Source organism: Roseicella aerolata (assembly GCF_020523605.1).
Lineage (GTDB): Bacteria > Pseudomonadota > Alphaproteobacteria > Acetobacterales > Acetobacteraceae > Paracraurococcus > Paracraurococcus aerolatus.
On the sequence record NZ_JAJAQI010000012.1, the window covers coordinates 117,507 to 143,032 of the forward strand.

Sequence of the window (25,526 nt, forward strand, 5' to 3'; positions counted from 1 at the left end):
CGCGGCCCGCCCCCTGGCTGCAGGGGCGGAGCATCGTGCTCGTCGGCATGCCGGGCTCGGGCAAGTCCTCGATCGGGCGGCGGCTGTCGCTCAGGCTCGGCCTGCCCTTCCTGGATGCGGACACCGAGATCGAGGCGGCGGCCGGCCTGCCGATCACCGAGATCTTCTCCCGCTACGGGGAGCCGCATTTCCGCGATGGCGAACGGCGGGTGATCAGCCGCCTGCTGGCCGGCCCGCCGGTGGTGCTGGCGACCGGCGGCGGCGCCTTCGCCGATGCCCGGACCCGCGCCGCGATCCGCGCCTCGGGCGCCGTCTCGGTCTGGCTGCGCTGCCGGCTGCCGACGCTGCTGAAGCGCGTCGCCGGGCGCGACCACCGGCCGATGTTCCTTCATGCCGACCCCGCGGAGGTGCTCCAGCGGCTGATGACGGCGCGCCACCCCCTCTATGCCGAGGCCGATCTCGTGATCCAGTGCAGCGATGAAAGCCCCGAGACGACCACCCGCCGGGTGCAGGAGGCGCTGGAGGCCTGGCAGCCGCCGGCCCGGCTGCCGGTGACGCTGGGCGAGCGCAGCTACGACATCGTGGTGGGGGACGGGTTGCTGCAGCGCGCCGGGGCGCTGCTGGCGCCGGTGCTGCCGGCGCGCCGCGTGGTGGTGGTGACCGACGGAACGGTGGCGCCGCTGCACCTGCCGGCGCTGCGGGTCGGGCTGGAGGAGGCGGGCTTCGCGACGCTGGCCGAGATCGCCGTGCCGCCCGGCGAGGCGAGCAAGGATTTCTCCGCCCTGCAATCGGTGCTGGAGCGGATGCTGGCCGCGGGTGCGGACCGCCGCACCGCCGTCATCGCCCTCGGCGGCGGCGTGGTCGGCGACCTCGCCGGCTTCGCGGCCGCGGTCGCGCTGCGCGGCCTGCCCTTCGTGCAGGTGCCAACCACGCTGCTGGCGCAGGTGGACAGCAGCGTCGGCGGCAAGACCGGCGTGAACCTGGCGCTGGGCAAGAACCTGGTCGGTGCCTTCCACCAGCCGCGCATCGTGCTGGCCGATACCGCGACGCTCCGCACCCTACCGCCGCGGGAATTGCGGGCGGGCTATGCCGAGGTGGCGAAGCACGGGCTGCTCTCGGGCGAGACGCTTTGGCGCTGGTGCGAGGGCAACGGCGCGGCGCTGGTCGCGGGCGATGCCGCGGCGCAGGCACATGCGGTGCTGGAGAGCTGCCGCCTGAAGGCCGCGGTGGTCGCGGGCGATGAGCGGGAGGAGAGCGCCGAGGGCGGCCGCGCCCTGCTCAACCTCGGCCACACCTTCGGCCATGCGCTGGAGGCGGAGTGCGGCTATGGCGGCACGCTGCTGCACGGGGAGGCGGTGGGGGTGGGCCTCGGCCTCGCGGCCAGCCTCTCGGCCCGGCTCGGCCAGTGCAGCCAGGAATTGCCGGGGCGCGTCATCTCCCACCTCCAGGCCTGCGGCATGCCGGCCCGCATCCGCGACCTGCCGCGGACATTCTCGACCGCCGCGCTGATGGGGCGGATGCGCAAGGACAAGAAGGTGCGCGACGGCAACCTGCGCTTCGTCCTGCTGCGCGGCCCGGGCGAGGCCTATACCGCGGGCGACGTGCCGCCGGCGATGGTCGAGAGCCTGCTGCGCGACGAGGGCTGCGAGGCCTGAGGGCGCCGCCGGCCGGGCGTGACGAGCCCAACCGCATCAGACCTCTGCCGGGCGCTTGCGTCGCAAGCCCAGGCGTGACGCTGCGGCGGACCGGCATTCGGCCCTGAACGCAATCCGCTGCAAAGCGGCCCATGCTTCGGGGCCTTCGCCCGCCACCGCGCTTCTCCGGGCCGGGGAGCCGCCCCGGGAACTGGCCGAAATGTGATCCTGGCTGGATGGCGGCCGACCATGCCGCTTCCGCATCTGATGATTGACAGGCGGCAGCGGAAGCGGGTTCACCCGTCCGATGCCGGAGCCCATGACAGGCGGCGCAGCGCCGCCCGACGCTGCTGCGGCCGCCCATGCCTTCCTCGCGGGCGGCGGGGAACTCGGCGCGCGCATCCGGGCGCATGACTGGGAGGCGACGCCGCTCGGCCCGCCCGCCGCCTGGCCGGCGGCGCTGAAGACCCTGGTCGCGGTCATGCTCGGGTCCCGCCAGCCGATGTTCGTCGCCTGGGGGCCGGAGCGGATCATGCTCTACAACGACGGCTACGCGCCGCTATGCGGCGCGCGCCACCCGGCGGCGCTGGGGATGCCCTTCCGGGTGGTGTGGTTCGACATCCTGGCGGATGTCGGGCCGATCCTCGACCGCGCCTATGCCGGCGAGGCGACCCAGATGGACGACATCGCCTTCGTCATGCACCGCAACGGCTATCCGGAGGAGACGCACTTCGCCTTCTCCTATACGCCGGTGCGGGACGAGACCGGCGCCGTCGCTGGCATGTTCTGCACCTGCGACGAGACCACCGGCCGGGTGCAGGCCGAGCGGCGGCAGGCCTTCCGCCTCGCGCTCGAGCAGCGGCTGCGCGACCTCAACGACCCGCGCGCCATCATGGCCGCCGCCGCCGAGGCGCTCGGCCGGCACCTGGCCTGCGACCGCGCGGGGTATTGCGAGATCGATCCGGACGGCGCGCATGTCTCGGTCGTCGGGGAGTGGTGCGCGCCCGGTGTCCCGGGCCTGGCCAGCCGTCAACGCGTGCGGGACTATGATGCGGCCATCGCCACGGAGCTTCGCGCCGGCCGCGCCGTTGCCTTCGCGGATGCCCTGGCCGACCCGCTGACCGCGGCGGCGGCCGGGGCGCTCGCCGCGGCCGGCATCCGCGCCGCGATCCTCGTGCCGCTGGTGAAGGCGGGCCGCCTCGCCGCCGTGCTCTACGCCAACAGCCGGATGCCGCGGCGCTGGACCGCCGAGGAGCAGGCGCTGGCCGCGGAGGTGGCGGAGCGGACCTGGGCGGCGGGCGAGCGGGCCCGGGCGGAGGCGGCGCTGCGCGCAAGCGAGGCGCGCTGGCATGGCCTGTTCCGGAACATGCATGAGGGTTTCGCCCTCTGCGAGATGGTCCATGACCCCGCCGGACGGCCAGTGGATTTCCGCTACCTCGAGGTCAACGCCGCCTGGGAGTCCCTGACCGGCCTGCCCGCGGCCGCGGTGGTCGGCCGGCTGGTGAGCGAGGCCATTCCGGGGATCGAGCCCTTCTGGATCGAGACCTATGCGCAGGTCGTCGAGACCGGGGAGCCGGCCCGATTCGAGCGCCGGCTCGCCAGCCTGGAGCGCTGGTTCCAGGTCCTCGCCTACCGCACGGAGCCGGGGCGCTTCGCCGCGCTCTTCCTCGACGTCAGCGAACGCAAGCAGGCCGAGGAGCGCCAGGCGCTGCTGGCGCGGGAGGTGGACCACCGCGCCAAGAACGCGCTGGCCGTGGTGCAATCGGTCCTGCGGCTGACCCGCGCGCCGGACCTGAAGGGCTATGTCCGCACCGTGGAGGGACGGGTCGCGGCGCTGGCGCGGGCGCAGACGCTGCTGGCCGGCGACCGCTGGCACGGCGCCGACCTGCGCTGCCTGCTGGAGGGGGAGTTGACGCCCTTCCTCGGCGGCCAGCGGGTGACGCTGCAGGGGCCGCAGGTCGCGCTGCCGGCCCTCGCGGCACAGCCGATCGCCATGGCGGTGCATGAGCTGGCGACCAATGCGGTGAAGCATGGCGCGCTGTCCGTGCCGGAGGGGCGGCTCTCCGTGTCCTGGACGCTCCGCCCCGGCGCCGCCCGGCTGCTCTGCCTGCGCTGGGCGGAGGCCGGCGGGCCGCCGGTCGCCGGCCCGCCCGCGCGGCACGGCTTCGGCAGCCGGATGCTGGACGGCACGGTGCGGGGGCAGCTCGGCGGCGCGGTCTCGCTGGCCTGGGAGAGCGGCGGCCTGGTCTGCGAGCTGCAGCTGCCGCTCGACGGCAGAATGGACCGCCGGCAGACCGGCAGGGCGCAATAGCCGGGCCGGGCCCCGGCCGAATCGTCCCATGCTTGTGTACCGGGGCGGAGGCGCCGGCATGAAGCGCCGATAGGCCCATCAGCGTATGCCTCAGCATGCGGTACGCCCCGCGGGCCTGACCGGCCGCAGGCCGGTACGCGCGGGAGGACGCGGACCGCGACGCAAGGGGAGGACGCCATGACCGGCAACGCCCGATTGCTGCTCTCGGCCGGGGATGTAGACCAGGACAGCGCCGTCCTTTGGGCGGCCCCCTCCGCCCCAGGGCCCGTCCGCTTCGAAATCTGGGCCACCGCGACGCCCGCGGCGCCGCTCGTGCGCGAGACGGTCATGGTGGCCGACCCGCTGGTGCCGGCCAGGCTGTCCCTGGCGGACGGCACACTGGAGCCCGGCACCCGCTATGCCTGGCGCGCCACCGATGCAGAGGGCGCCACCACCACCGGCCGCTTCGTCACCCCCGCGGCGGAGGGCGAGCGCGCCGGCTTCCGCATGGGCGTCTCCGGCGACTGGTTCGGCGGCCTCTCGCCCTATCCGGCGATCGCCAATGCCGATGAGCGGGGGCTCGACCTCTTCGTCAAGCTCGGCGACACGATCTATGCCGACATCCCCTCCCCGGCGGTGCCCGAGCCGCAGGCGACCACGCTCGGGCAATTCCGGCTCAAGCACCGGGAGGGCTATGCGGAGCGCGCCGGCCTCGATGCCTGGGGCGATCTGCAGGCGAGCACCGCCATCCTCGCCACCATCGACGACCATGAGGTGACCGACAACTTCGCCGGCGGCGCGCCGGTCCCGACGGGGCAGACGGCGCTCTATGGCGCCGCCGCGCCGACCCTGGTGAATGACAGCCCGCTCTACGAGAACGCCCTGCGGAGCTTCCACGAGTACAACGCGATTGAGGAGCGGCGCCAGGACGAAACGGGCGACGCCCGGATGGCGGGCGAGTGGGACCTCTACCGCTACACCCTGCACGGGGCCGATGCGGCCAGCTTCCTGCTCGATGCCCGCAGCTTCCGCGACGCGCCGCTGCGAAGCTGGGACCTCACCCCGGCCGATGCGCCGCGCTTCCTCGGCGAGTCGGCGACACAGCCCCGCACCCTGCTGGGTGAAGACCAGCTCGCACGGTTGCAGGCCGACCTGCTGGATGCCGAGGCACGCGGCGTGACCTGGAAATTCGTGCTGCTGCCGCAGCCCATCCAGAATCTCGGCCCCGGCGACGCGCAGGACCGCTACGAGGGCTATGCCTTCGAGCGCAACGCGCTGCTGAAGTTCATCGACGACCAGGACATCGAGAACGTCGTCTTCGTCGCGGCCGACATCCATGGGACGGTGGTGAACAACCTCACCTACCAGGTGCCGGGCGCGGCGGGCCCCGGGCCGCAGATCGCGCTGCCCGCGCTGGAGGTCACGACCGGCCCGGTCGCCACCGACCCGCCCTTCGGGCCGCTCGTGATCGAGGCCGCGGCCCGCTTCGGGCTGCTGAGCGCGGAGCAGCTCGCGCTCTACCGCTCCCTGCCGCTGCCGGCGAAGGAGGGCTTCTTCCAACAGGTGATCAACGGGCAACTCGACCTCTTCGGCTATGACCGGCTCGGGCTGGACGAGACCCTCGACCAGGCGCGCGGCCTGCTGTCGGCGAAGCTGACCGCGGGCGGCTGGACCGCGACCCACAGCTTTGGCTGGAGCGAGTTCGCGGTGGCGGAGGCGACCGGCGGGTTGACGGTCCGGACCTGGGGCATTCCCGCCTATGGCGCGGCGGAGGCGACCGACCCGGCGGTGGCAGGGCGCAGACCGGCCGTGGTCAGTGAGTTCACCCTGCAACCCGCACGGGCGATCGAGTTCTCGCTGGCGCCTGAGGGCGAGGCCATGGCCGCGCTGCGCTACGAGAACGGGGCGCTGCCAGGGCGGCTGCAGGACAGCCGGTCCCTCACCGACACCACTGGCGCGGACCTGGCGCGGTTCCGCCAGGCCGGCGGCGACGTCACCATCCGGCAGGTGGACCTCGCCTCGGGCCACGCGATCGGCGATGGCACCGCGGCGCTGGCCAGGCTGGCCTGGACCGGCGATGGCGAGGCGCTGCTGCGGCGGGAGGCCGGGGCGGGCAGCCTCGGCACGCTGCGGGTGGAGGACTTTCTCGGCAGCGCGCTGCGGATCGAGGGTTTCGCGGCGGTGGACCTCCGGCTGGAGCGGCCGGGCGACCTGCGGCTGCGGCTGGAGGGTGTCGAGCAGGGCGAGGTCGTCACCGGCGCCGGCGACGACGCGATCACCATCGGCGCGGCGCGACGGCCTTCGTCCGAGGGTGCGCTGCTTCGCATCGAGGCCGGTTCGGGCAACGACCGGATCGAGCCGGTTGCCGCCGGCCCTGGCCATGCCAGGCTGGATCTGCTGGGCGGGACGGGCGAGGACACGCTGCTTGGCGGCCGCGCAAGTGACACCATCGATGGCGGCCCGGGGCGCGACGACCTGACGGGCGGCGGCGGGACGGACATCTTCGTGCTGCGCGCGGGCGAGACCGAGGGCGACGTGATCCGCGACTTCCGGACGGCGTCCATGCCGGGCGGGCGCGACCTGCTCCGCCTCGAAGGCTTCGGTGCCGATGCGATGCTCGTCCATGCCGGCGGCGACAACTGGAGCATCAATGGGGAGACGTTCCGGCTGGCCGGCGTCACGCGGCTCGGGCCATGCGACGTCCTGCTCGCCTGACCGGTCTGGTCGGGCGGGCCGCTTCAGGCGTCCTGCGGCTGCGCCGCCGTGTCAGCGGACCGGGTCGCCACGCCGGTCCGCGCCGCGCTCCGGGGCGGCCGCGCGTTCCGCCGCCTCCAGTCGCAGCCGCAGCGTCACCCGCGTGCCCGTGGCCGCGGCCCGCTCGGTTTCCAGCTCGGCGCTGATCTGCCGGGCCAGCGCCCGGATCACCGTCTCCCCCAGCCGGCCCGCCGGGCTTTCCTCCGACAGGCTGATGCCGCCATCGGCGACCGAGACCGTCAGCCGGCCGCCTTCCGCCCGTGCCTCCAGCCGCACCGGATGGCCGGGCGTCTCGGGGCGCTGGTGCCGCAGCGCATCCGCGACCAGCTCCGAGAGGATCAGGGCCAGCGGGATCGCCCGCTCGGCATCCAGGGTGAGCCCGTCCGGCGCCCAGGTGCGGATATCGGCGCCCGGATGCTGCACCGTCGCGCCCGCGGCCAGTTCCCGCAGCATGTCGAAGAGGCGGACGCGGCGCAGGTCGGGGCTCATCGCCAGGGCGCGGTGCGCCTCCGCCACCGCCTGCACGCGCAGCGTCGCCGCCTCCAGCTCCTCGCGCGCCGCCTGCTCGGGCACCCGGCCGGATTGCAGGCGGAGCAGCGCGGCCACCAGCTGCAGGCTGTTCCTGATTCGATGTTCCGCTTCGCGGATCAGCCGCTCCTGCGCCGCCAGCGCCTCGCGCAGCCGGTCCTCGGCCTGGTGCTGCGCCTCCACATCGGTGCAGGTGCCGACCCAGTGGCGGATCCGCCCGCCGATATCGCGCACCGGCGCGGCCTTCACCCGATGCCAGCGATAGGCGCCGTGCAGGGTCCGGATGCGGGCATCCGCGTCGAATTCCTCGCCCGTCGCCAGGGCGTCCGCCCAGGTGGCGCCCAGCCGCGCGGCATCCTCGGGGTGCAGCGCCGCCATCCAGCCGCGCCCGGCGCCCTCGGACAGGTCGAGGCCGGTCAGCGCCACCCAGCGCTCGTTCAGGTATTCCGGCCGTCCCGCGGCATCGGTCTGCCAGACCAGGTGCGGCATCGCCTCGGCAAGGGTGCGGAAGCGCGCCTCGCTCGCGCGCAGGGCCTGCTCGGCCTGCTTGCGCGCCTCGATGTCGGTCGTGACGCCGACCCATTCGATGACCCGGCCGGCGGCATCGCGCCGCGCCACCGCGCGCGCGGAAACCCAGCGCCAGCCCCCCGGTGTCCTTATCCGGCACTCCGCCTCATGCGGCTCGCCCGAGGCGATCGCGCTGCGCCAGCACGCGGCCATCCGGCTGCGGTCCTCCGGGTGGATCGCATCCAGCCAGCCATCGCCGCTGGCTTCCGCCACGCTCTGCCCGGTCAGCCCGCGCCAGCTCGCATCCTCGACCAGGGCCCCGTCCGGCGTGGTGATCCAGACCGCGAGCGCCCCCGCCTCGACCAGCGCGCGGTAGCGCGATTCCTGCACCGCCAGCGCCGCTTCCGCCGCCTGCAGGTCGGTCACGTCGCGGAAGCAGAGGATGCCGCCCTGCACCGGCCCGCCCGGCTCCTGGATCGGGCCGGCGCTGCAGAGGATGGGCATGGCGGCGCCGTCCCGGCGACGGAGCACCCAGGTCTCGTGCTGCACCGTCTCGCCGGCCTGCACCGCGCGGGTCAGCGGCAGTTCCTCCGGCCGGGCGGGTGTCACGCCATCGGCGTGGAAGACCTGCCAGGTGGTGGGGTGCAGCGCCGCGTCCTGGTCCAGCACCTCCTCCGCCCTGCGGCCGACCAGGTGCAGCGCATGCGTGCTGACGCGGGCCAGGCGGGCATCCGGCGCCTCGGCCAGGATCAGCCCTTCGGGAATGTGGCGGAACAGCGCGTCGAGGGTCGCGCGCGCCGCTTCCGCCGCGCGCAGCGCGGCGCGCTCCGCCGTCACGTCGCGCAGCAGCGCGAGCACGCCGCCGACCCGGCCATGGGAATCGCGCAGGGCCGAGAGCTCGACATCCCAGAGCCGCTGCGGGCCGGTGCCGAAGGGCAGTGCCACCGCCATCGCGCGGCAGGCCGCGCCGTCGCTGCGCACCTGCTCCAGCGCGGCACGCTGGCTTTCCGTCAGGTCCGGGAAGGCCTCCGCCAGCTTGCGGTCGAGCAACGCCGCCTCCGTGCGGCCGGCGGCCGCGAGGAAGGCCGGGTTGACATAGCGGATGCGCTGGGACGGTCCCTGCAACACGGCCACCGCCATGGGCGAGGCCTCTGCGAAGCCGCGGATGCAATCGATATCGGGCATGGCTGGACGGCCATCGTCAGGCACGGTCCGCTTCCCCCCCCGGTCCGAGCTTCTTGCTGGAAACCATTAGCTCATCGAAGCGCAAAAAACGACGACGGAACATGGGACGACCGATCACGTGCCGGGGATAGCCGCAGCGCGCAGCGTGGGTCGCAACAGCAGCGGCGACGATATGTCATCACCCGTCGCATTGCCGCAGGGCAGATCCACGTTCGGCGGTGGTTCTACGGCGGCGGAATCCGGTCTAGACCGCCTGGTGCGCGTGATGATGCGCGCCGGGCGGTCCAGCCTTTTCGTTTGGACGGGCAAATTACGCCGCCTGAGTGGTCCCCTCAGCCGTCATTTGCTCTAGGCAGGCGACCGACTGCACTGCCGCGCCATCTCCGGAGCCCGCCATGCCCCTCACACCGCCTGCCCCGCGCGAACTCCTGCATCTCCGCGACATCGAGCTGCGCGGCTGGAAGCGGGCGGACGGGCTCTACGACATCGAGGCGCATCTGAAGGACACCAAATCCTACGCCTTCGAGAATGACGACCGCGGCATCATCGCGCCGGGCGAGCCGCTGCACGGCATGTGGCTGCGACTGACGGTGCGGGAGGATATGGAGATCGTGGCGGCCGAGGCCGCCTCGGACCACACGCCCTATGGCATCTGCCCCGGCGCCGCGCCGAATTTCGCCCGCCTCGCCGGGCTGAAGATCGGGCCGGGCTTCAACCGCGCGGTGGCCGAGCGCGTCGGCGGCGTGCAGGGCTGCACCCATCTGCGGGAGTTGCTGGGGCAGATGGCGACGGTCGCCTACCAGACGCTCTATCCCATCCGCGCCGCGAAGGAGCAGGAGGAGGCGGCGCGGCGCGCCGCCGCCGGGGAGCCGCCGCCGAGGAAGAAGCCTGGCCTTGTCGGCACCTGCATCGCCTATGCGCCGGACAGCCCGGTGACGCTGGCGCGCTGGCCCTGGCTGAAGGAGCCAGCGGCGGGCGAGTGAGGCCCGCCGGACGGCCTTCCGGCCGGTGCCGCCGGGCCTCGCCGCTCAGAGGAAATCCACCGACACATGGCCGAGGGCGACATAGACCCCGGCATCCCCGAAGCCGACAATGTCGCCCCGCCCGTCGCCGTTCACGTCCCCCGCATCCCGCGGATAGGTGTTGAAGTTGGTCCACCCGCCGGCGCCGCGGGCGAAATTGGGAATCTCGAAGGTCGGGTTCTCGAAGGTGCCGTTGGCCTTGGCGAGGGCGACATAGACCCCGGCCTCCCCGAAGCCGACGATGTCGTCCCGGCCGTCGCCGTCGATGTCCTCGACCACGCGCGGATAGAGCTCGTGGCTGGTCCAGCCGCCCGCCGCCGCGCTGCGGCCGAAGGCGCTCAGCACCAGGTTCGGATCGCCGAAGGTGCCATTGGCCCGGCCGAGGGCGACATAGACCCCGGCCTCCCCGAAGCCGACGATGTCGTCCCGGCCGTCGCCATTCACGTCGCCGACCTGGCGCGGATAGGTGTTGAAATCAGTCCAGCCGCCGGCCCCGGGCGCGAAGTTCCGCAGCACGAGATTCGCCGCCCCGAAGGAGCCGTCCGCCCTGGCGAGCGCGACATAGACCCCGGCCTGGCCGAAGCCGATGATGTCCTCCCGCCCGTCGCCGTTCACATCGCCCAGTTCGCGCGGGTAGGTATTGTCGCTGGTCCAGCCGCCGGCGTTGTAGCCGAAATTCGCCAGCACGAAGCGCACATCGCCGAAGGTGCCGTTGGCCCGGCCGAGGGCGACATAGACCCCGGCATCCCCGAAGCCGACGATGTCGTCCCGGCCGTCGCCGTTCACGTCGCCGATCTCGCGCGGGTACCTGTCGTTGGTGGACCAGCCGCCCGCGCCGGGCGCGAAGTTCCGCAGCACGAGATTCGGGGCGGTAAAGGTCCCATCGGTCCGGCCGAGGGAGACATAGACCCCGGCCTCCCCGAAGCCGACGATGTCCTGCCGGCCATCGCCGTTCACGTCGCCCAGTTCGCGGGGATAGGTGTTGTAGCTGGTCCAGCCGCCCGCGCTGCGGCCGTAGTTGTTCAGCGCCAGGAATACAGGCATGCGATCCTCCTCGAATGGTCAGCGCGACACTCGAGCCGGACCCGGAACGCATCTGCGGAACGGAGCAGAGCGGCCTCGCCGCATCAGGAACGGACGGGTCAGTACATTGTATTGAACGCGTAACATGAGGTTGCGAAGGAAATCCCGAACAATCCTGCTCAGATCAGCAATCTCGTTCTAGGCCAGCCGTCGGGAATGGCGCTCGTGGGGGGTGCAGCGGCATGGTCGGCGCGCACCCATCCAGGCTGAATGTCATCCCGGAACGGCCGGCAGCTACTCTAGATCAGCCCCGGCGCTGAGCGGATGTATGTTGTGTCATATAAATCAATCCATCGTGCCTGACGCCGGCCGCAATGCCCCCGGGTTGCAGGGGTATCGAGGCTCCTACCGCGACAGGCGTTCGGAACTGAACGCCTGTCCGCCGGTGTGCTTTGTTGTTGGAGCAGATTCATGCATCCGGGCGTTCACGGCCCTCCGCGATCTGCTCTGGCCGCCGGCGGCACAGGGCGGGAGACCGGGTGCAGCCTGGCGGCGGTTCCGTGCTCAGCCCACCGGCCGCGCAATCCGCCCGCCGGTCAGCGGCTCCGGCGCGCCGGTGGTGCCGGGGAAGGTGATGGGCAGGCCACGCAGGACGCGCGCCGCCAGCACGCCGAAGGCCTGCGCCTCCAGCGCGTCGCCGTTCCAGCCGGCGACCTCCACCGGCCGCACCGGCTGTTCCAGCGCGGCCGCCAGCGCCTTCATCATCGCCGGGTTGCGCCGCCCGCCGCCGGCCACCAGCCATTGCAGCGGCGGTTCCGGAAGGTGGCGGGAGGCGGCGGCGACGCAGACCGCGGCGAAGGCAACCAGCGTCGCCGCGCCATCCGGCGGGGAGAGCGCGCCCGCCCCCGCCTCCTTCAGGGCCCGGTCGAAATCCAGCCGGTCGAGCGATTTGGGCGGCGGCGCGGCGAGCCAGGGATGCGCCATGAGCCGCCCCAGCACGGCGCCGTCCGGCTGGCCGGCCAGCGCCAGCAACCCGTCCCTGTCGTAGTCGGTCTGGGCATGCGTCCGCGCCCAGTCATCCAGCGGGCCGTTGGCCGGGCCGGTGTCGAAGGCGATCAGCCGGCCATGCCCCGCCTCCCCCGGCCCGATCCAGGTGACGTTGCCGACGCCGCCCAGGTTGAGCACGGCGAGCGGCCTGGGCAGGGAGGCCGCCAGCGCCGCATGCACCACCGGCACCAGCGGCGCGCCCTGGCCGCCGGCCGCGACATCGGCGCTGCGGAAATCATGCGCGACCGGCAGGCCGGCCTGCCGCGCCAGCCAGGCGGCGTCGCCCACCTGCCAGGTCCGCCCCGGCCGCCGCTCCCCGGGCGGGGCGGGGCGGTGCAGGATGGTCTGGCCATGGAAGCCGATGAGGTCGGCATCCTCGCCCAGGGCGCGCGCCGCCTCCGCCCGCAGCCGCTCCACCGCCTCGGCATGCCGCTCGGTCAGCCGGCGGACGCAGTCGGCGAGGAAGGGGTCGTCCGCCGCGATGTCGCCGGCCAGGTCGAGGAGGCGCCGCAGGTCGCGCCGCAGCGCGGGCTCATAGGGCAGGGTCAGCGTCGGGCCGATCCGCCCGATCGCCTCGCCATCCGTCTCCACCCAGGCGGCATCCACCCCGTCCAGGGAGGTGCCGCTCATCAGCCCGATGGTTCTAAGCATGCCTTCCCTGTGCTACGGGGGCGGCCCCATGCCAAGCCCAAAGCGGCCTGGGCCAGTCCGAGGATCGAGCGCGAGAGATGAGCGGCCCCGAGAGCGACTTCCTGTATCAGGCGCAGGAGCGCGGCTATATCCACCAGGTCACCGACCTGGCGGCGCTGGATGCCAAGCTGAAGGCCGGGTCCGTCTCCGCCTATATCGGCTTCGACTGCACGGCGGACAGCCTGCATGTCGGCCATCTCGTCTCCATCATGATGCTGCGGCTGTTCCAGCGCACCGGGAACCGCCCGGTGGTGCTGATCGGCGGCGGCACGACCAAGGTCGGTGATCCCTCCGGCAAGGACGAGGCGCGCCAGCTCCTGACCGAGCAGGCGATCGAGGCGAACAAGGCCGGCATCCGCCGCAGCTTCGAGAATTTCCTGGTCTTCGGCGACGGCCCGCGCGACGCCATCATGCTCGACAACGCCGCCTGGCTGGACGAACTGCGCTACATACCCTTCCTGCGCGACGTGGGGCGGCACTTCTCGGTCAACCGCATGCTGACCATGGACAGCGTGCGCCTGCGGCTGGAACGCGACCAGCCGCTGACCTTCCTCGAATTCAACTACATGCTGCTGCAGTCCTACGACTTCCTGGAGCTGCACCGGCGGCACGGCGTCGCGCTGCAGATGGGCGGCTCCGACCAGTGGGGCAACATCGTCATGGGCGCCGACCTGGTGCGGCGGATGGCGCAAGCCGAGGCCTTCGGCCTGACCACGCCGCTGCTGACCACCGCCTCCGGCGCCAAGATGGGCAAGACCGCGGCCGGCGCGGTCTGGCTGAACCCCGACCGGCTCGCGCCCTATGACTACTGGCAGTACTGGCGCAACACCGAGGATGCCGATGTCGGCCGCTTCCTCGCGCTCTTCACCGAGCTGCCGATGCCGGAGATCCGCCGGCTCTCGGCCCTGCAGGGCGCCGAGATCAACGAGGCGAAGAAGGTGCTGGCGACCGAGGCGACGGCGCTGCTGCATGGCCGCGCCGCGGCCGAGCAGGCGGCCGAGACCGCCCGCCGCGCCTTCGAGCAGGGCGAGGCCGCCGAAACGCTGCCGAGCATCGCGCATGTCCTGCCGGCCTCCGTCGTCGATCTGCTGGCGGCGGCGAAGCTCGTTGCCAGCAAGGGCGAGGCAAGGCGACTGGTAGCGCAGAACGGCGTCCGCCTGAACGATGCGCCGGTGACGGACCCGCTGCAGCCGGTGACGGAGGCGGATCTGCGCGACGGCGCGGCGAAGCTCTCGCTCGGCCGCAAGCGCCATGTCCTGGTGCGGGCGGGGTAGTAGCGGATCGCGGAGAACAAGCCGCGGAGGATTGCGTTCAGCATGGAACGCAATCCTCCGTGGCCGCGGCGTCAGGCGCCCAGCAGATGCACCGGGGCCTGCAGCCGCGCCCGCAACCCATCGGGATCGGACCAGTCCAGCTCCACGCCCTGCCGCAGCGCCCCGAGATCGGCCTGCCGCAGCAGGCGGCTGCCGAAGCCGGTCCGCGCCGGCGGCCCCGCGACGGAGGGCCCGCCGCTCTCCCGCCAGTCCAGGGTCAGCCTGTCGCCCTCGACCTGCCATTCCAGGGCGACGTTCCCCGCCGCCGATGACAGGGCCCCATGCTTGAGGGCGTTGGTGGCCAGTTCATGCAGCAGCAGCGCCAGGCCGGGGGCTGCCCGCGGGCCGATCGCCACCTCGGGTCCGCGGATGCGGATGCGGTCGCCTGCCTCCGTTGCATAGGGCGCCAGGACCTCACGGGCCAGGACGGCAAGCGAAACCCCCTCGGGCGCGCCGAACTGGAGCGCCCCGGCCACGGCCGGCCGGACCAGGTCATGCGCGCGGGCCAGCGCGCTGACCCGCCGGGCGAGATCCTTCGCCATCTGCCGGGCATCCTCGGCCGCCGAGTTGCGGGCCGAGGCATGGACGAGGCCGAGGAAGCTCGCATAGGCATTCTTGACCCGGTGGTCGAGTTCCCGCAGCAGCATCGCCTCCGCCGTGACATCCAGGCAGGCGAGGCCGGCGGCGAAGATCCGGCCGGGGGCGTGGGCATCGGGCACGGGGTAGATGCGCAGGTCCAGCATCCGGAATGCGGCCGGCCCGGCATCCGCCCCCTGCGGCAGTTGCAGCCGGATGCTTCCCGCCGCCCCCTTGCCGCCGGCCAGGACGCGCCGGATCGGCTCTTCCAGCACCGCCCGGGACGCCGGCGCGGCCTCCCACAAGCGGCGGAGATCGGCCCCCTGCGGCAGGCCCAGCAGTTCGATCAGCGCAGGGTTGGCGCGGTCGAGGTGCAGGTCATGCCCGACCAGGCCAAGGCCGACCGGCACCGCGCCATAGAGGGCCTGCAACTCCAGGCGCTCCTGCTCCGCCGCCAGGGCCGCCGTCCGGCGGCCCGCCGCCCGCGCCAGGGCACGCCGGACCACCGCCGCGATATCGGCGAACCGCGCCGGCTTGTGCAGCAGGTCGAAGGCTCCCGCGCGCAGGGCCCGGGTCGCATCATCGAGCGAGGCATTGCCCGTCAGCAGCACCACCTCCACGGCGCGGCTGGGCAGGCCCGAGGCGAGGATCTGCTCGGCGAGGGCGATGCCGCTCAGGCCCGGCATGCGGATGTCAGTCAGGATGACGGCGATGTCCGGCTCGATCGCCAGATGCGCGAGCGCGTCCTCGGCATCGGCGGCGCTGCGGACCGGGAAGCCCAGATCCTGGAGACCGGTCGCGAGTTCCTCGCGCAGGGCGGATTCGTCATCGACGACCAGGACGGAATAGGGGCCGCCTGCGGTCGGAATGCCTGGCCGGTCTAGCATCGGTCTGTTGTCTGCCGCCTTGCAGGGGGTGACGGAGAGTGTCGCGGAATGAGGGACAGGCTCCGGACCCCGACGCCAATCCACAAACGCGCAACAAAACGACTGCGCATCGTCCCGTCATTTTCTAACATATACTTGATTTTCGCGTCTTGCGGCAAGTTGCCGCCCCGCGGTGACGCCCCGGGAATGATCCTGCGCGTCACCTTCGCCGTCGCCTTCCTCGGCTGCAGCGCGCGTCCAGCCCGGTCTGCAGGGCGCGGCCCGGAAGGGGGACGGGTGGTCGTCGCGCGGGCACCCGGGGCGGCAGGCGGGCCTTCCCACGGGCACGCGATCCGCCAAGGACCGGCCGGCCTGCCTGGAGCAGATCGCGGATGGGCGTCAGATAGGAACGCGATCCGCGGCAGTGACGCGCGCTGGGCGTTCCACCCCCAGGCCCGGGCCCAGCATGGACCACCGCCCGGAGGGCTCCACCCGGGCGGCCTCCGTATCCCGGGGCGGGTCGCGGAAGAGGGGGGTGGTCGAGGCCGGGACGCAAGGCCGATGAGGCGCCGGCACGGCCTTGGCCCGGTCCGCGGCGGGTGGCGTCCAGGACTGGGGCGCCACTCCGCTGCGGCGCTTGCTTTCCGTGCAGATTCGGGCGTCGCGGTCGTTCAGCGGCCGCCCGCGATCCACTCTGGCAGGGCTTGCCGCGGGGGCACCGGGCAAGGGCACCGGCCTCACCCGGCCTGTCCCTCGGGACGGGGCGTCGCGCCAGCGGCCCCGATCATGGATCCTGCGGCGCGGGCACCGGCCCGCCGCCAGTGCGGCGCTCCTGCCCGGATGCGGTCGCGCATCCGGGCCGTCGGTGTCACGCCGCCATCCGGCCTGGGCTGGCCTGGCTCAGGCCGCCCGCAGCCCGCGCACCAGCCCGTCCAGCCCGCTGCGCAGCGCCTCGCCCTGCCGCGAGACGGTCCCGGTGGCCTGGCGCAGGCCGCGCAGCGCGCCGGTCGTCTCCTCCACCCCCGCGCTGACATGCGCGATGGCGGCGGAGACGTCGTTGGTGCCCTGCGCCGCCTCGGCGACGTTGCGGGCGATCTCCCGTGTCGCCGCGCCCTGCTCCTCGACCGCCGCAGCGATGGCGGCGGAGATCTGGTCCACCTCCCCCACCACATCGGCGATGCCCTTGATGGACTGTACCGCCTGGCCGGTCGCGGCCTGGATCGCCGCGATCTGCGCCCCGATCTCCTCGGTCGCCTTCGCGGTCTGGCTGGCCAGCGCCTTCACCTCGCTCGCCACCACGGCGAAGCCCTTGCCCGCCTCGCCGGCCCGCGCCGCCTCGATCGTCGCGTTCAGCGCCAGCAGGTTGGTCTGCCCGGCGATGTCGCCGATCAGCCGCACCACATCGCCGATCCGCTGCGCCGCCTCCGACAGGCCGGTCACCGTGCCGTCCGCCTCCCGCGCATCCTGCACCGCGCGCCGCGCCACCTGCGCCGCCTGGCTCACCTGCCGGGTGATCTCGCCGACCGAGGAGGCCAGCTCCTCCGCGGCCGCCGCCACGGTCTGCACGTTGCTCGTCGCCTCCGTCGCGCCCGCCGCGACCGAGGCGGCACGCTCCGAGGTGGAGTCCGCCGTGGCGTCGAGCTGGGTGATGCCGCTCTCCAGTTCGGTGACCGTCACTGCCAGGCTGCGCACCACCGCGTCCAGCTCACCCTCCACCCGGTCGGCGAGGTCGCGCTGCGCCTGGCGGCGGGCCTCCTCCGCCTGCGCGCGGCTCGCCGCCGCCTCGGCTTCCAGCGCCCGGGCCCGCTGCGCGGCTTCCCGCAGCACCTCCAGCCCGCGCGCGATGGCGCCCACCTCGTCGCCGCGGCCGGTGCCCTCGGTCGGGGTGTCGATCCGCCCCTCGGCCAGCGCCCCGGCCGTGGCGGTCAGGCGCTGCAGCGGCCCGGTGACGCCGCGCAGGATGATCAGCAGCGCGAGGCCGAGCCCGGTCAGGATGCCGGCCACGGAACCGCCGATCAGCCAGGTCCGCGCCCCCTCGGCCATGCCCTGGGCCTCCGCCTTGGTATCCTGCAGCTGACCAATGGCGCGCTGCGCCATCTCGCGCATCCGCTCATTGGCCTGGGTCATCCGCGAGGCGGCCTCCTTGGCCAGCCTGGTGGCATCATCGAGCTTGCCGGTGCGCGCCAAGGCCTCCACCCGGTCATGCACGGGCTTGTAGGCCTGGATGTCGGCCGCGACCGCCTGCAGGTCGCGCCGGTTGTCCGGCAGTTGCAGGACGGGGCGCAGTTCCTCGACCCGCTGCTCCAGCCGCTGCAGGTTGGTCCGCGCCGAGGTCTCCCAATAGCGGCGCTCCTCGGCGGTGAGTTCGAGCGGCAGGGCCTCCACGGCCCGCACCCAGCCGAGGAGATCGGCATTCGCCCGGCCCAGCGCGATGCCGCTGTCGCCGTGGCCGACCAGCTTCGCCATCTCATCCACCTGGCGGGAGAGCAGGATCCCCGAGCCGAAGGCGATGCCGCCGGCGAGGGTGGCGAGCAGCACCACGGCGCCGAGCAGCTTCGGCGCGAGGCCAAGCCCCCTGGTGGCGCGGGCTGGGTGAGCAAGCGAGGTCGTATCCAATGACATGGCGGGCTCCGTCCGTTGCGGTGCCCGATACAGATCCGGTTGCAGCTAAAACGCGGTGAAGATTTCCGCGCGGCGTGCATTTTTCGCGACGCCGCCCGTCCGCCATCCGCTGCAGATCTCTGATTACAATACGGATTCAATGTAAATCACTGGTTACAGGGCAGATCGCCGACTGCAGAGCGGCTCCACGCGCCCGGGCCTGCACGCCCTTCCGCGATCCGCTCTACCGCCCCGCCTCGTCCCGTGCCCCGCCCAGCCCGAACAGCCCGCGCAGGAAGCCCGGCGTCAGCGCCGCCAGCGGGTTCACCGTTACCGTCGGGTCCTCCAGCGGTCCCTGCACCCGGTAGGTCGCGGCGAAGAGGCCGCCGCCCGCCTCCGGGCTGAACAGCCGGCCGATCAGCGGCAGGTTGCCGAGCAGCGTGTTGAACATGTAGGCGGGGACGATCGTCCCCTCGATCTCGGCGCTCCGCCGCGCCCGCAGGATCCGCCCCTTCGCCGTCACGCCGAGCGAGGCGGAGAAGGCCCGCGCATCGGCCAGCGTCAGCGCCTCCGGCGTCAGGCTGAAGGGCGCGACCAGGCGGGAGAAGACCAGCCCGTTGCCGCCCTGTACCGCCTCCACCAGCCCGTAGAGCGTCATCGCCTGCAGCAGCTTCGCGGCCGCCGGGGCATCGCGCAGGACGAACTGGTCGAGCTCCGCCGTGCCGGTCAGCGCCGCCCCCGGCCGCAGCTCGGCATAGCTCGCGCTGACCGTGAGCCGCCCGCCACGGATAGAATCCGCAAGATCGAGGGCCTGCAGCAGCGCGCCGCCATCCTCGGCGGTCAGCCGCAGCAGCCGGTGCATGCCCTGCGGCAGCAGGATGAAGTCGAAGTCCCCCTGGCCCGCGGCCGGCCCGGTCCGGCCGGTCGCCCGTCCCTCCCGCAGCAGGCCGCGGCCATCGGTGCGGGCGCGCGCCTGGGCGCCGAACAGGTTGCGTCCCTCCCCCATCGTCACCCGGTCGAAGCGCAGGTCGAGCTGCAGCGCCGGGCCGCTGCGATCGGAGGCCGGTGCCGGGTCGCGCCCGGCCTGGACAGGGGGCGCGAGCATCGGCCGCAGGTCGAGCACCGGCCCGCGCAGGCTGGCCTGCCAGGGCCCGCCTTCCTGCTCCGGCCGGCGGATCTCGCCGAGGAAGCGGGAGCCGTCGAGCACGCCCTCCGTGAACTCGACCCGCTCCAGCCGCGAGCGCACGCCGAAGCCGGCGCGGCCGCGCAGCGCCAGGCCGGGCGCATCGACACGGAAATTCTCCAGGCTGGCCAGGGAACTGCCCTGCAGCCGCAGCGTGCCCTCGGCCGAGGCCGGGACACCGACCGGCTTCGCCCAGCCCAGCGCCTCCAGGCCCATCCGCGCATCGCGCAGGTCGCCGCGCAGCGCGACCGAGCCCTGGCCGCCGCGCCGCCGCTCATAGCGCGCCTCCACCGCCACGGTGCGATCCACCACGGGCAGCACATCGACGCCGAGCGCCTCGATCTGCCTCGCCTCCAGCCGGCCGGAGAGCGTGCCGCGCTCCGTCACCTGGGAGGGCGGGCCGCCGCGGAAATCCATCTCCAGCCCCAGCCGCACCGGCGCGCCAACCAGCACCGCCTGGCCGGAGAGCTTCAGCCCCTCGGTATCCACCGCGAAGTCGAGGTTGCCACGCTCGACATCGCGCTCGATCAGCGCGCCGGGCAGCCGCGCCTCGCTCGCCCGGCCGGTCGCGCGGATCCGCAACTCCTCGATCGGCAGGTCGGCCAGCAGCGGGAAGCCGACCGCCAGCTTCGCCTCCACCTGGCCGGCCGTCGCCTGCACCTCCAGCTTGCGCTTCTCGAACAGCTTCAGCCGCGGGTGGCGCAGCATGCCGAAGACCTCGGGCAGCGGGCCGGTCAGCGGCAGCGTCATCTCGGCCTGGCCGAGCCCGGCCTCGAGCCCGGTGAAGCGGATCAGCCCGTCCTTCACCTCGATCCCGCCCGGCCGGCCATCCGGCAGCGACTGGCGGCCGGACCGGGCATGGATGGCGACCTCGGGCAGGGTGAACTCCACCATGCCGGAGACGCCCTGCACCGGCGGGATCGGGCGCAGCCAGTGCACCGTCGCCTCCGCCACCTCCAGCGCGCCGGCCAGGGCGGTCGCGCGGAAGCCGTCGAGCGTGGCGGGGGCCTCGCCCTCCAGCCGCCACTGGCCGTTGCGGATGCGCCCGGCGGTCACGTTGCGGGTGATCCAGTCGCGCGCCCCGGGGGCGAGCCCGGCCGGCCAATAGGCCGCCAGGTCCGCGGCGGCGACGGCATCCAGCGCGGCCTGGGCGCCGATGCGCCAGAGTCCGTCGCGCAGCACCGCCTCGCCCCCGGCGGTGATGGTCGGCGCCGCCACGGCCGGGCCGCCCGAGGCATCCGCCCCCGGCAGCCGGATCGCCAGCCGCTCCACCCGCACCTCCTCCGGGGCGTAGCGGGCCGCCAGCTCCAGCGCCTCGACGGCGACGGGCGCGTCACCCAGCCCGAACATGGCCAGGGACGCCGTCAGGCCGAGCCGCGCCTCGCGCAGCAGGATGCCGTCGAGCGCCGGCGGCACGCTGAAGGCGACCCGCGCCCGCGCCTCCCGCAGCAGGCCGGAGGGCATGGCGCGCAGCGCCGCCTCCCGCGCCAAGGGGGCGAGGGCCGGCGGCCAGAGCCGCGGCATCTCGGCGACCTGCAGCGGCCCGGCAGCGAGTTCGACCGCCGCCTGCCAGACGCCGTCGCGCTCCATCACCTCGCCATGCGCGGTCAGGGCCGGCCCGGCCAGCGGGCCCTGGCCGGGCAGGCGCAGCCGCGCCTCCCGGATCCGCAGCGCGCGGCTGCTGCCCTCCACCATGGCCTCCAGCCCGGCGAGCGGCAGGCGCTGGCCCGCGCCGAGCACCAGCGCACCCGCCCCGGCCTCCAGCCGCGCCTCCATCCGATCCGGCCGCGCCGCGGCATCGAATTCCGCCCGCGCCGCCAGCGCGACCGGCGCATCCAGCACCGCGAGCGGGGCGAGGGGCGGCCAGATGGCCGCCAGCTCCGCCGGCCGCAGCGCCGGCAGGACGAGGCCGAGGGCGAGGCGCATGGGCCTGCCCTGCGCCTCCCCGCTGATGCGCACCGGCACGCTGACCGCGCCCGCCCGCAGCACCGCCTCGCCCTCCCCCGCCAGCCCGCCGCCGGCGGCGCGGCGCAGGTCGAGCACCGGCTCCAGCAGGGTCCAGGTCAGGCCGGCCTCAGGATCGGCCAGCACCGCCTCGCCCCCCGTCACCCGGATGCGGCGCAGCGCCGTCAGCGCATCGCGGTCCGAGGCGGGCAGCATGAGGTCGGCGAGCAGCGCCGGGATGTCGGTCGGCTCGGCCGGCGGCGCGCCCGGCGCCGGCTCCGGGGCGTTGAGGCCAAGCGCGATGCCGCCATCGGTCAGGGTCGCCCGCAGCCTCGGCCGCCGCAGCTCGATGGTCGCCGGCGCGACGACACCGCGCAGCAGGGCGCGGACGGAAAGCGTCAGCGCCGCCTCCGGCAGCTCGATCTCCGACTCGCCGGCGGGGGCTCGCAGCCGGACCTCCCGGAGCCGGATGTCGAGCGGCGCCGCGGTGCCGCCGCGGAAGCCCTCCCAGGCAATGGCGGCATGGCCGATGGCGAGGCGCGGCCCCTCCGGCCGGGCATTCACCGCCGCCTCGATCCGGCGGGCGAGCTGCGGCACCTCCATCGGCCGCTCCGCCAGCCGCCAGGCGAGGATGCCGAGGCCGGCCAGCAGCACCGCCATGAGCGCGACGGCGAGGGCGGCGGCACGCTGCGCCCAGCGCCAGGTCCAGGGGCGGAGGGACCCTCGCCGGGCTTGACCTGGGGCGGTGCTCACGCCTTCCCTCCACGATCATGTCCCAGACCGCACAGCCCGCCGCCATCGCGCCGGAGCGCCTGCCCCGCCCCTTCGACCGCGAGGCGGCGGACCGCCTGGTCCAGCATGTCGCCGAGGGCGACGCCGCCGCCCGCGGCCTCGCCGCCAGCCCCGGCGGCGCCGCGCTGCTCGCCGCGCTCGGCGGCCACAGCCCCTATCTGGCGGAGCTGGCGCAGCGCGAGCCGCTGGCGCTGGTGCGCCTGCTGGAACGCGGGCCGGACGAGGCGCTGGACATCGCCTTCGAGCCGCTGCGCCACGCCGATCCGGGCGCGCCGCGGGAGGCGGTGGGGGCGCTGCTGCGGCAGGCGAAGCGGCAGGCGGCGCTGATCGTCGCCGCGGCCGACCTGGCCGGGCTCTGGCCGCTCGACCGCGTCACCGGCGCGCTGTCGGACCTGGCCGATGCCACCATCGACTTCGCCTGCGCGCATCTGCTGCTGGCGGCGGCCGAGCGCGGGGAGCTGCGCATCGCCCGCCCGGCGAACGGCGCGCGGCCGGACCCGCGCATGATCTGCAAGGGCAGCGGCCTCATCGTGCTCGGCATGGGCAAGCTCGGCGGGCGGGAGTTGAACTACTCCTCCGATGTCGACCTCATGGTGCTCTACGATCCGGCGGCGGCAGCCTATCACGCCGATCGGGCGGGCGCCGCTTACGTCCGCCTCGCGCGCGACCTCGTGCGGCTGCTGGAGGAACGCACGGCGGAGGGCTACGTCTTCCGCACGGATCTGCGCCTGCGCCCGGACCCGGCGGCGACGCCGCTCGCGGTCTCGATGAATGCCGCCATCGTCTATTACGAAAGCATGGGGCAGAACTGGGAACGCGCGGCGATGATCAAGGCCCGGCCGGTGGCCGGGGATCGCGCGCTCGGCGAGCATTTCCTGCGTGAGATCCGCCCCTTCGTCTGGCGCCGTCACCTGGATTTCGCCGCCGTCTCGGACATCCACTCCATCAAGCGGCAGATCCATGTCCACAAGGGCGCCCGCGGCGCCGGCGCGACCATCGCGCTCGCCGGGCACAACGTGAAGCTCGGCCGGGGCGGCATACGGGAAATCGAGTTCACCGCCCAGGTGCTGCAGCTCATCTGGGGCGGTCGTGACCCGGCGCTCCGGGACCCGACCACGCTCGGCGCGCTGGCGGCGCTGGCCGGGGCCGGGCGGCTGGACCGGCGGGCGGCGGCCGACCTCGCGGATGCCTATGTCTTCCTGCGCGATGTCGAGCACCGACTGCAGATGGTGGCCGACCGGCAGACCCACCAATTGCCGACGGACGCCCCCGGCCTCGCTCGCATCGCCTCCTTCATGGGCTTCGGCTCCACCGAGGAATTCTCGGCCGCCTTCCTGGCGCATCTGGCGCGGGTCGAGCGGCACTACGAGAGCTTCTTCGAGGCGGCGCCGCCGCTCTCGGTCGAGACGCCGGAGGGCAACGGCACGGGCAACCTGGTCTTCACCGGCGTCGAGGACGATCCGGGGACCATGGCCACGCTGAAGCGCATGGGCTTCGCCGATCCGCCCTCGGTCGGCGCCATGGTCCGCGCCTGGCATCACGGCCGGCCGCGCGCGACCCGCAGCGAGCGGGCGCGGGAGCTGCTGACCGCGCTGATGCCGACGCTGCTGGCCGCCTTCGGCAAGCAATCCAACCCGGACCAGGCGCTGGCGCGGTTCGATACGGTGCTCAACCGGCTGCCGGCGGGCGTGCAGGTGCTGAGCCTGCTGCATCGCAACCCGGCGCTGCTGGAGCGCGTCGCCGGGCTGCTCGGCGCCGCGCCGCAGCTGGCCGAGCACCTGGCCCGCAACCCCGCCGCGCTGGATGGGCTGCTGGCCGGCGGCCTTTCCCCGGCCGATGCCGATCCCGCCGCCGGGCTGCCGGCGCTGGTCAAGGATGCGCGGCACCTGGAGGAGGCGATGGAGGCCGCGCGGCGCCTCGCCACCACGCGGAAGTTCGAGATCGACGCGGCGGCGCTCGAGGGCTCGATCGATGCCGACACGGCGGGCGAGCTGCGGGCGGATCTCGCGGATGCCGCCGTCAGCGCCCTGTTGCCGCGCATCACGGCGGATTTCGCCGAGCGCTACGGCCGGGTGCCGGGCGGGGCGCTGGCGGTGCTGGCCATGGGCAAGCTCGGGGGCCGGGAGATGCTGCCGGGCTCCGATCTCGACCTCGTGCTGCTCTATGACCACGACCCGGAGGCGACGGAGAGCACGGGCGGCCGGCGGTCCCTCGCGCCCTCGGAATACTTCATCCGGCTCGCGCCGCAGGTGGTCAGCATCATCACCGCGCCGGGGGCGGAGGGGCGGCTCTGGGAGGTGGACATGCGGCTCCGCCCTTCCGGCAACAAGGGGCCGGTCGCGGTGGGGATCGCCGCCTTCGAGCGCTACCACATGACCGAGGCCTGGACCTGGGAGCGGATGGCGCTGACCCGCGCGCGGCCGATCGCCGGGCCGCCGGCGATGAAGCGGCGCATCAACGAGATCCTCCGGGCTGCCATCACCCGGCCCGGCGTGGCGGAGGCGGCGCTCAGGGACGCGGTGGCGATGCGCCAGCGCATGCTGCGCGACCTGCCGCCCGAGGGGCCCTGGGACGTGAAGGCGATGCCGGGCGGGTTGGTGGAGGTGGAGTTCATCGCCCAGGCCCTGCAACTCCGCCACGCCGCGGAGAACCCGAAGGTGCTGGCGACGACGACGCGGCTGGCGCTGGCCCGGCTGCGCGACGCCGGCGTGCTGCCGCCGGAGGAAGCGGAGGCGCTGATCCGTGCCGACCGGCTGTGGCGGACGGTGGCGGGCCTCGTGCGGCTCATCATCGGCAAGTCGCGCGACGGGGCGCTGCCGGCGCCCGCCGTGGCGGCGCTGCTGCGGGCGGCCGCGCCGCTGCTGCCGGCGCCGGCGGTTGACCTCCCCGGCTTCCGCACACAGATGGCGGAGGTGGCCGGAACGGTCCGCACGATCTTCGAGCGGCGGCTCGGCCCACTCGGAACAGGGGCGGTGGAATGAGCGGGACGGGACCGGTTGAGGGCGCGCCGGCGCCGGATTTCAGCATGCCGGCGAGTGGCGGGCGGACGGTCAGCCTGGATGGGCTGCGCGGCAAGCCCTTCCTGCTCTATTTCTACCCGAAGGCGGATACGCCCGGCTGCACCAAACAGGCCTGCGGCATCCAGGAGGCGCTGCCGCAACTCGGCGGCCTCGGCCTCACCGTCATCGGCGTCAGCCCGGACAAGATGCCGCCGATCGAGAAATTCGCGCAGAAATACGGGCTGGAATTCCCCCTCGCCTCCGATCCGGACCACAAGGTGGCCGAGGCCTATGGCACCTGGGTGGAGAAATCCATGTACGGGAAGAAGTACATGGGCATGGAGCGCAGCAGCTTCCTGGTGGATGCCGAGGGCAGGGTCGCGAAGATCTGGCGAAAGGTGAAGCCGGAGGCGCATGCCGCCGAGGTGCTGAAGGCCGCGCAGGCCCTTTGATGAGAGCTGTGCGCGGATGCGCCAGAACGGGCCCAGCGCACCAGAACGAGCAGATGGCTCGGCAATGCGGAGGTTTGGGCGATATGAGCGCCGGCAGGGGCGCCGATTTTGCCTTCGATT

The 25,526-nt window shown here is 73.7% G+C and carries 13 protein-coding genes; 7 read left to right on the forward strand and 6 right to left on the reverse strand.

Annotated elements, in window-relative coordinates:
* Positions 1-47: 47 nt before the first annotated feature.
* From aroB to LHA35_RS10205, 3 genes are all read left to right on the forward strand, one after another.
* Entirely contained in the window at positions 48-1,655 is a 1,608-nt protein-coding gene (aroB, locus tag LHA35_RS10195) for a 3-dehydroquinate synthase (RefSeq protein WP_408902315.1), read from the forward strand.
* 298 nt (positions 1,656-1,953) lie between these two features.
* Complete coding sequence (locus LHA35_RS10200; RefSeq protein ID WP_226607876.1) at positions 1,954-3,945, forward strand: HWE histidine kinase domain-containing protein; 1,992 nt, start codon at positions 1,954-1,956, stop codon at positions 3,943-3,945.
* Positions 3,946-4,122: 177 nt separating this feature from the next.
* Entirely contained in the window at positions 4,123-6,639 is a 2,517-nt protein-coding gene (locus tag LHA35_RS10205) for an alkaline phosphatase D family protein (protein ID WP_226607878.1), read from the forward strand.
* Between the two features lie 51 nt (positions 6,640-6,690).
* On the opposite strand, the gene LHA35_RS10210 is transcribed toward LHA35_RS10205, so the two are convergent.
* Positions 6,691-8,898 carry a PAS domain-containing sensor histidine kinase gene (locus LHA35_RS10210; RefSeq protein WP_226607880.1) on the reverse strand — a complete coding sequence of 736 codons (2,208 nt, stop codon included), beginning with the start codon at positions 8,896-8,898 and terminating at the stop codon, positions 6,691-6,693.
* Positions 8,899-9,293: 395 nt separating this feature from the next.
* Here LHA35_RS10210 and LHA35_RS10215 point away from each other — a divergent pair, with 395 nt between their 5' ends.
* On the forward strand, positions 9,294-9,881 hold the full coding sequence (locus LHA35_RS10215) for a DUF2889 domain-containing protein (RefSeq protein WP_226607882.1): 588 nt from the start codon (positions 9,294-9,296) through the stop codon (positions 9,879-9,881).
* Positions 9,882-9,926: 45 nt separating this feature from the next.
* Here LHA35_RS10215 and LHA35_RS10220 read toward each other — a convergent pair whose 3' ends face one another.
* Both LHA35_RS10220 and LHA35_RS10225 read right to left on the reverse strand, forming a co-directional pair.
* The gene (locus tag LHA35_RS10220) at positions 9,927-10,964 is read right to left on the reverse strand and encodes an FG-GAP repeat domain-containing protein (protein ID WP_226607884.1); all 1,038 of its coding nucleotides are present in this window, start codon (positions 10,962-10,964) and stop codon (positions 9,927-9,929) included.
* A 543-nt stretch (positions 10,965-11,507) separates the two neighbouring features.
* Positions 11,508-12,641 (reverse strand): anhydro-N-acetylmuramic acid kinase, encoded by a 1,134-nt coding sequence (locus LHA35_RS10225; protein ID WP_226607887.1) that lies wholly within the window; start codon positions 12,639-12,641, stop codon positions 11,508-11,510.
* Positions 12,642-12,718: 77 nt separating this feature from the next.
* On the opposite strand from LHA35_RS10225, the gene tyrS reads away from it, so the two are divergent.
* Positions 12,719-13,954 (forward strand): tyrosine--tRNA ligase, encoded by a 1,236-nt coding sequence (gene tyrS, locus LHA35_RS10230; protein ID WP_226607889.1) that lies wholly within the window; start codon positions 12,719-12,721, stop codon positions 13,952-13,954.
* A 71-nt stretch (positions 13,955-14,025) separates the two neighbouring features.
* On the opposite strand, the gene LHA35_RS10235 is transcribed toward tyrS, so the two are convergent.
* The 3 genes from LHA35_RS10235 to LHA35_RS28945 form a co-directional block, all read right to left on the reverse strand.
* Positions 14,026-15,456 (reverse strand): response regulator, encoded by a 1,431-nt coding sequence (locus tag LHA35_RS10235; protein WP_226607891.1) that lies wholly within the window; start codon positions 15,454-15,456, stop codon positions 14,026-14,028.
* 879 nt (positions 15,457-16,335) lie between these two features.
* Complete coding sequence (locus LHA35_RS10240) at positions 16,336-18,057, reverse strand: methyl-accepting chemotaxis protein (RefSeq protein ID WP_226607893.1); 1,722 nt, start codon at positions 18,055-18,057, stop codon at positions 16,336-16,338.
* A 223-nt stretch (positions 18,058-18,280) separates the two neighbouring features.
* Positions 18,281-21,916 carry a DUF3971 domain-containing protein gene (locus tag LHA35_RS28945; RefSeq protein WP_226607904.1) on the reverse strand — a complete coding sequence of 1,212 codons (3,636 nt, stop codon included), beginning with the start codon at positions 21,914-21,916 and terminating at the stop codon, positions 18,281-18,283.
* A 17-nt stretch (positions 21,917-21,933) separates the two neighbouring features.
* Between LHA35_RS28945 and LHA35_RS10250 the strand changes: the two genes are divergently transcribed.
* Entirely contained in the window at positions 21,934-24,936 is a 3,003-nt protein-coding gene (locus LHA35_RS10250; protein ID WP_226607906.1) for a bifunctional [glutamine synthetase] adenylyltransferase/[glutamine synthetase]-adenylyl-L-tyrosine phosphorylase, read from the forward strand.
* Positions 24,933-25,406 carry a thioredoxin-dependent thiol peroxidase gene (bcp, locus tag LHA35_RS10255; protein WP_226607908.1) on the forward strand — a complete coding sequence of 158 codons (474 nt, stop codon included), beginning with the start codon at positions 24,933-24,935 and terminating at the stop codon, positions 25,404-25,406. Before LHA35_RS10250 ends, bcp begins: the two co-directional genes overlap by 4 nt.
* Positions 25,407-25,526 lie beyond the last annotated feature (120 nt).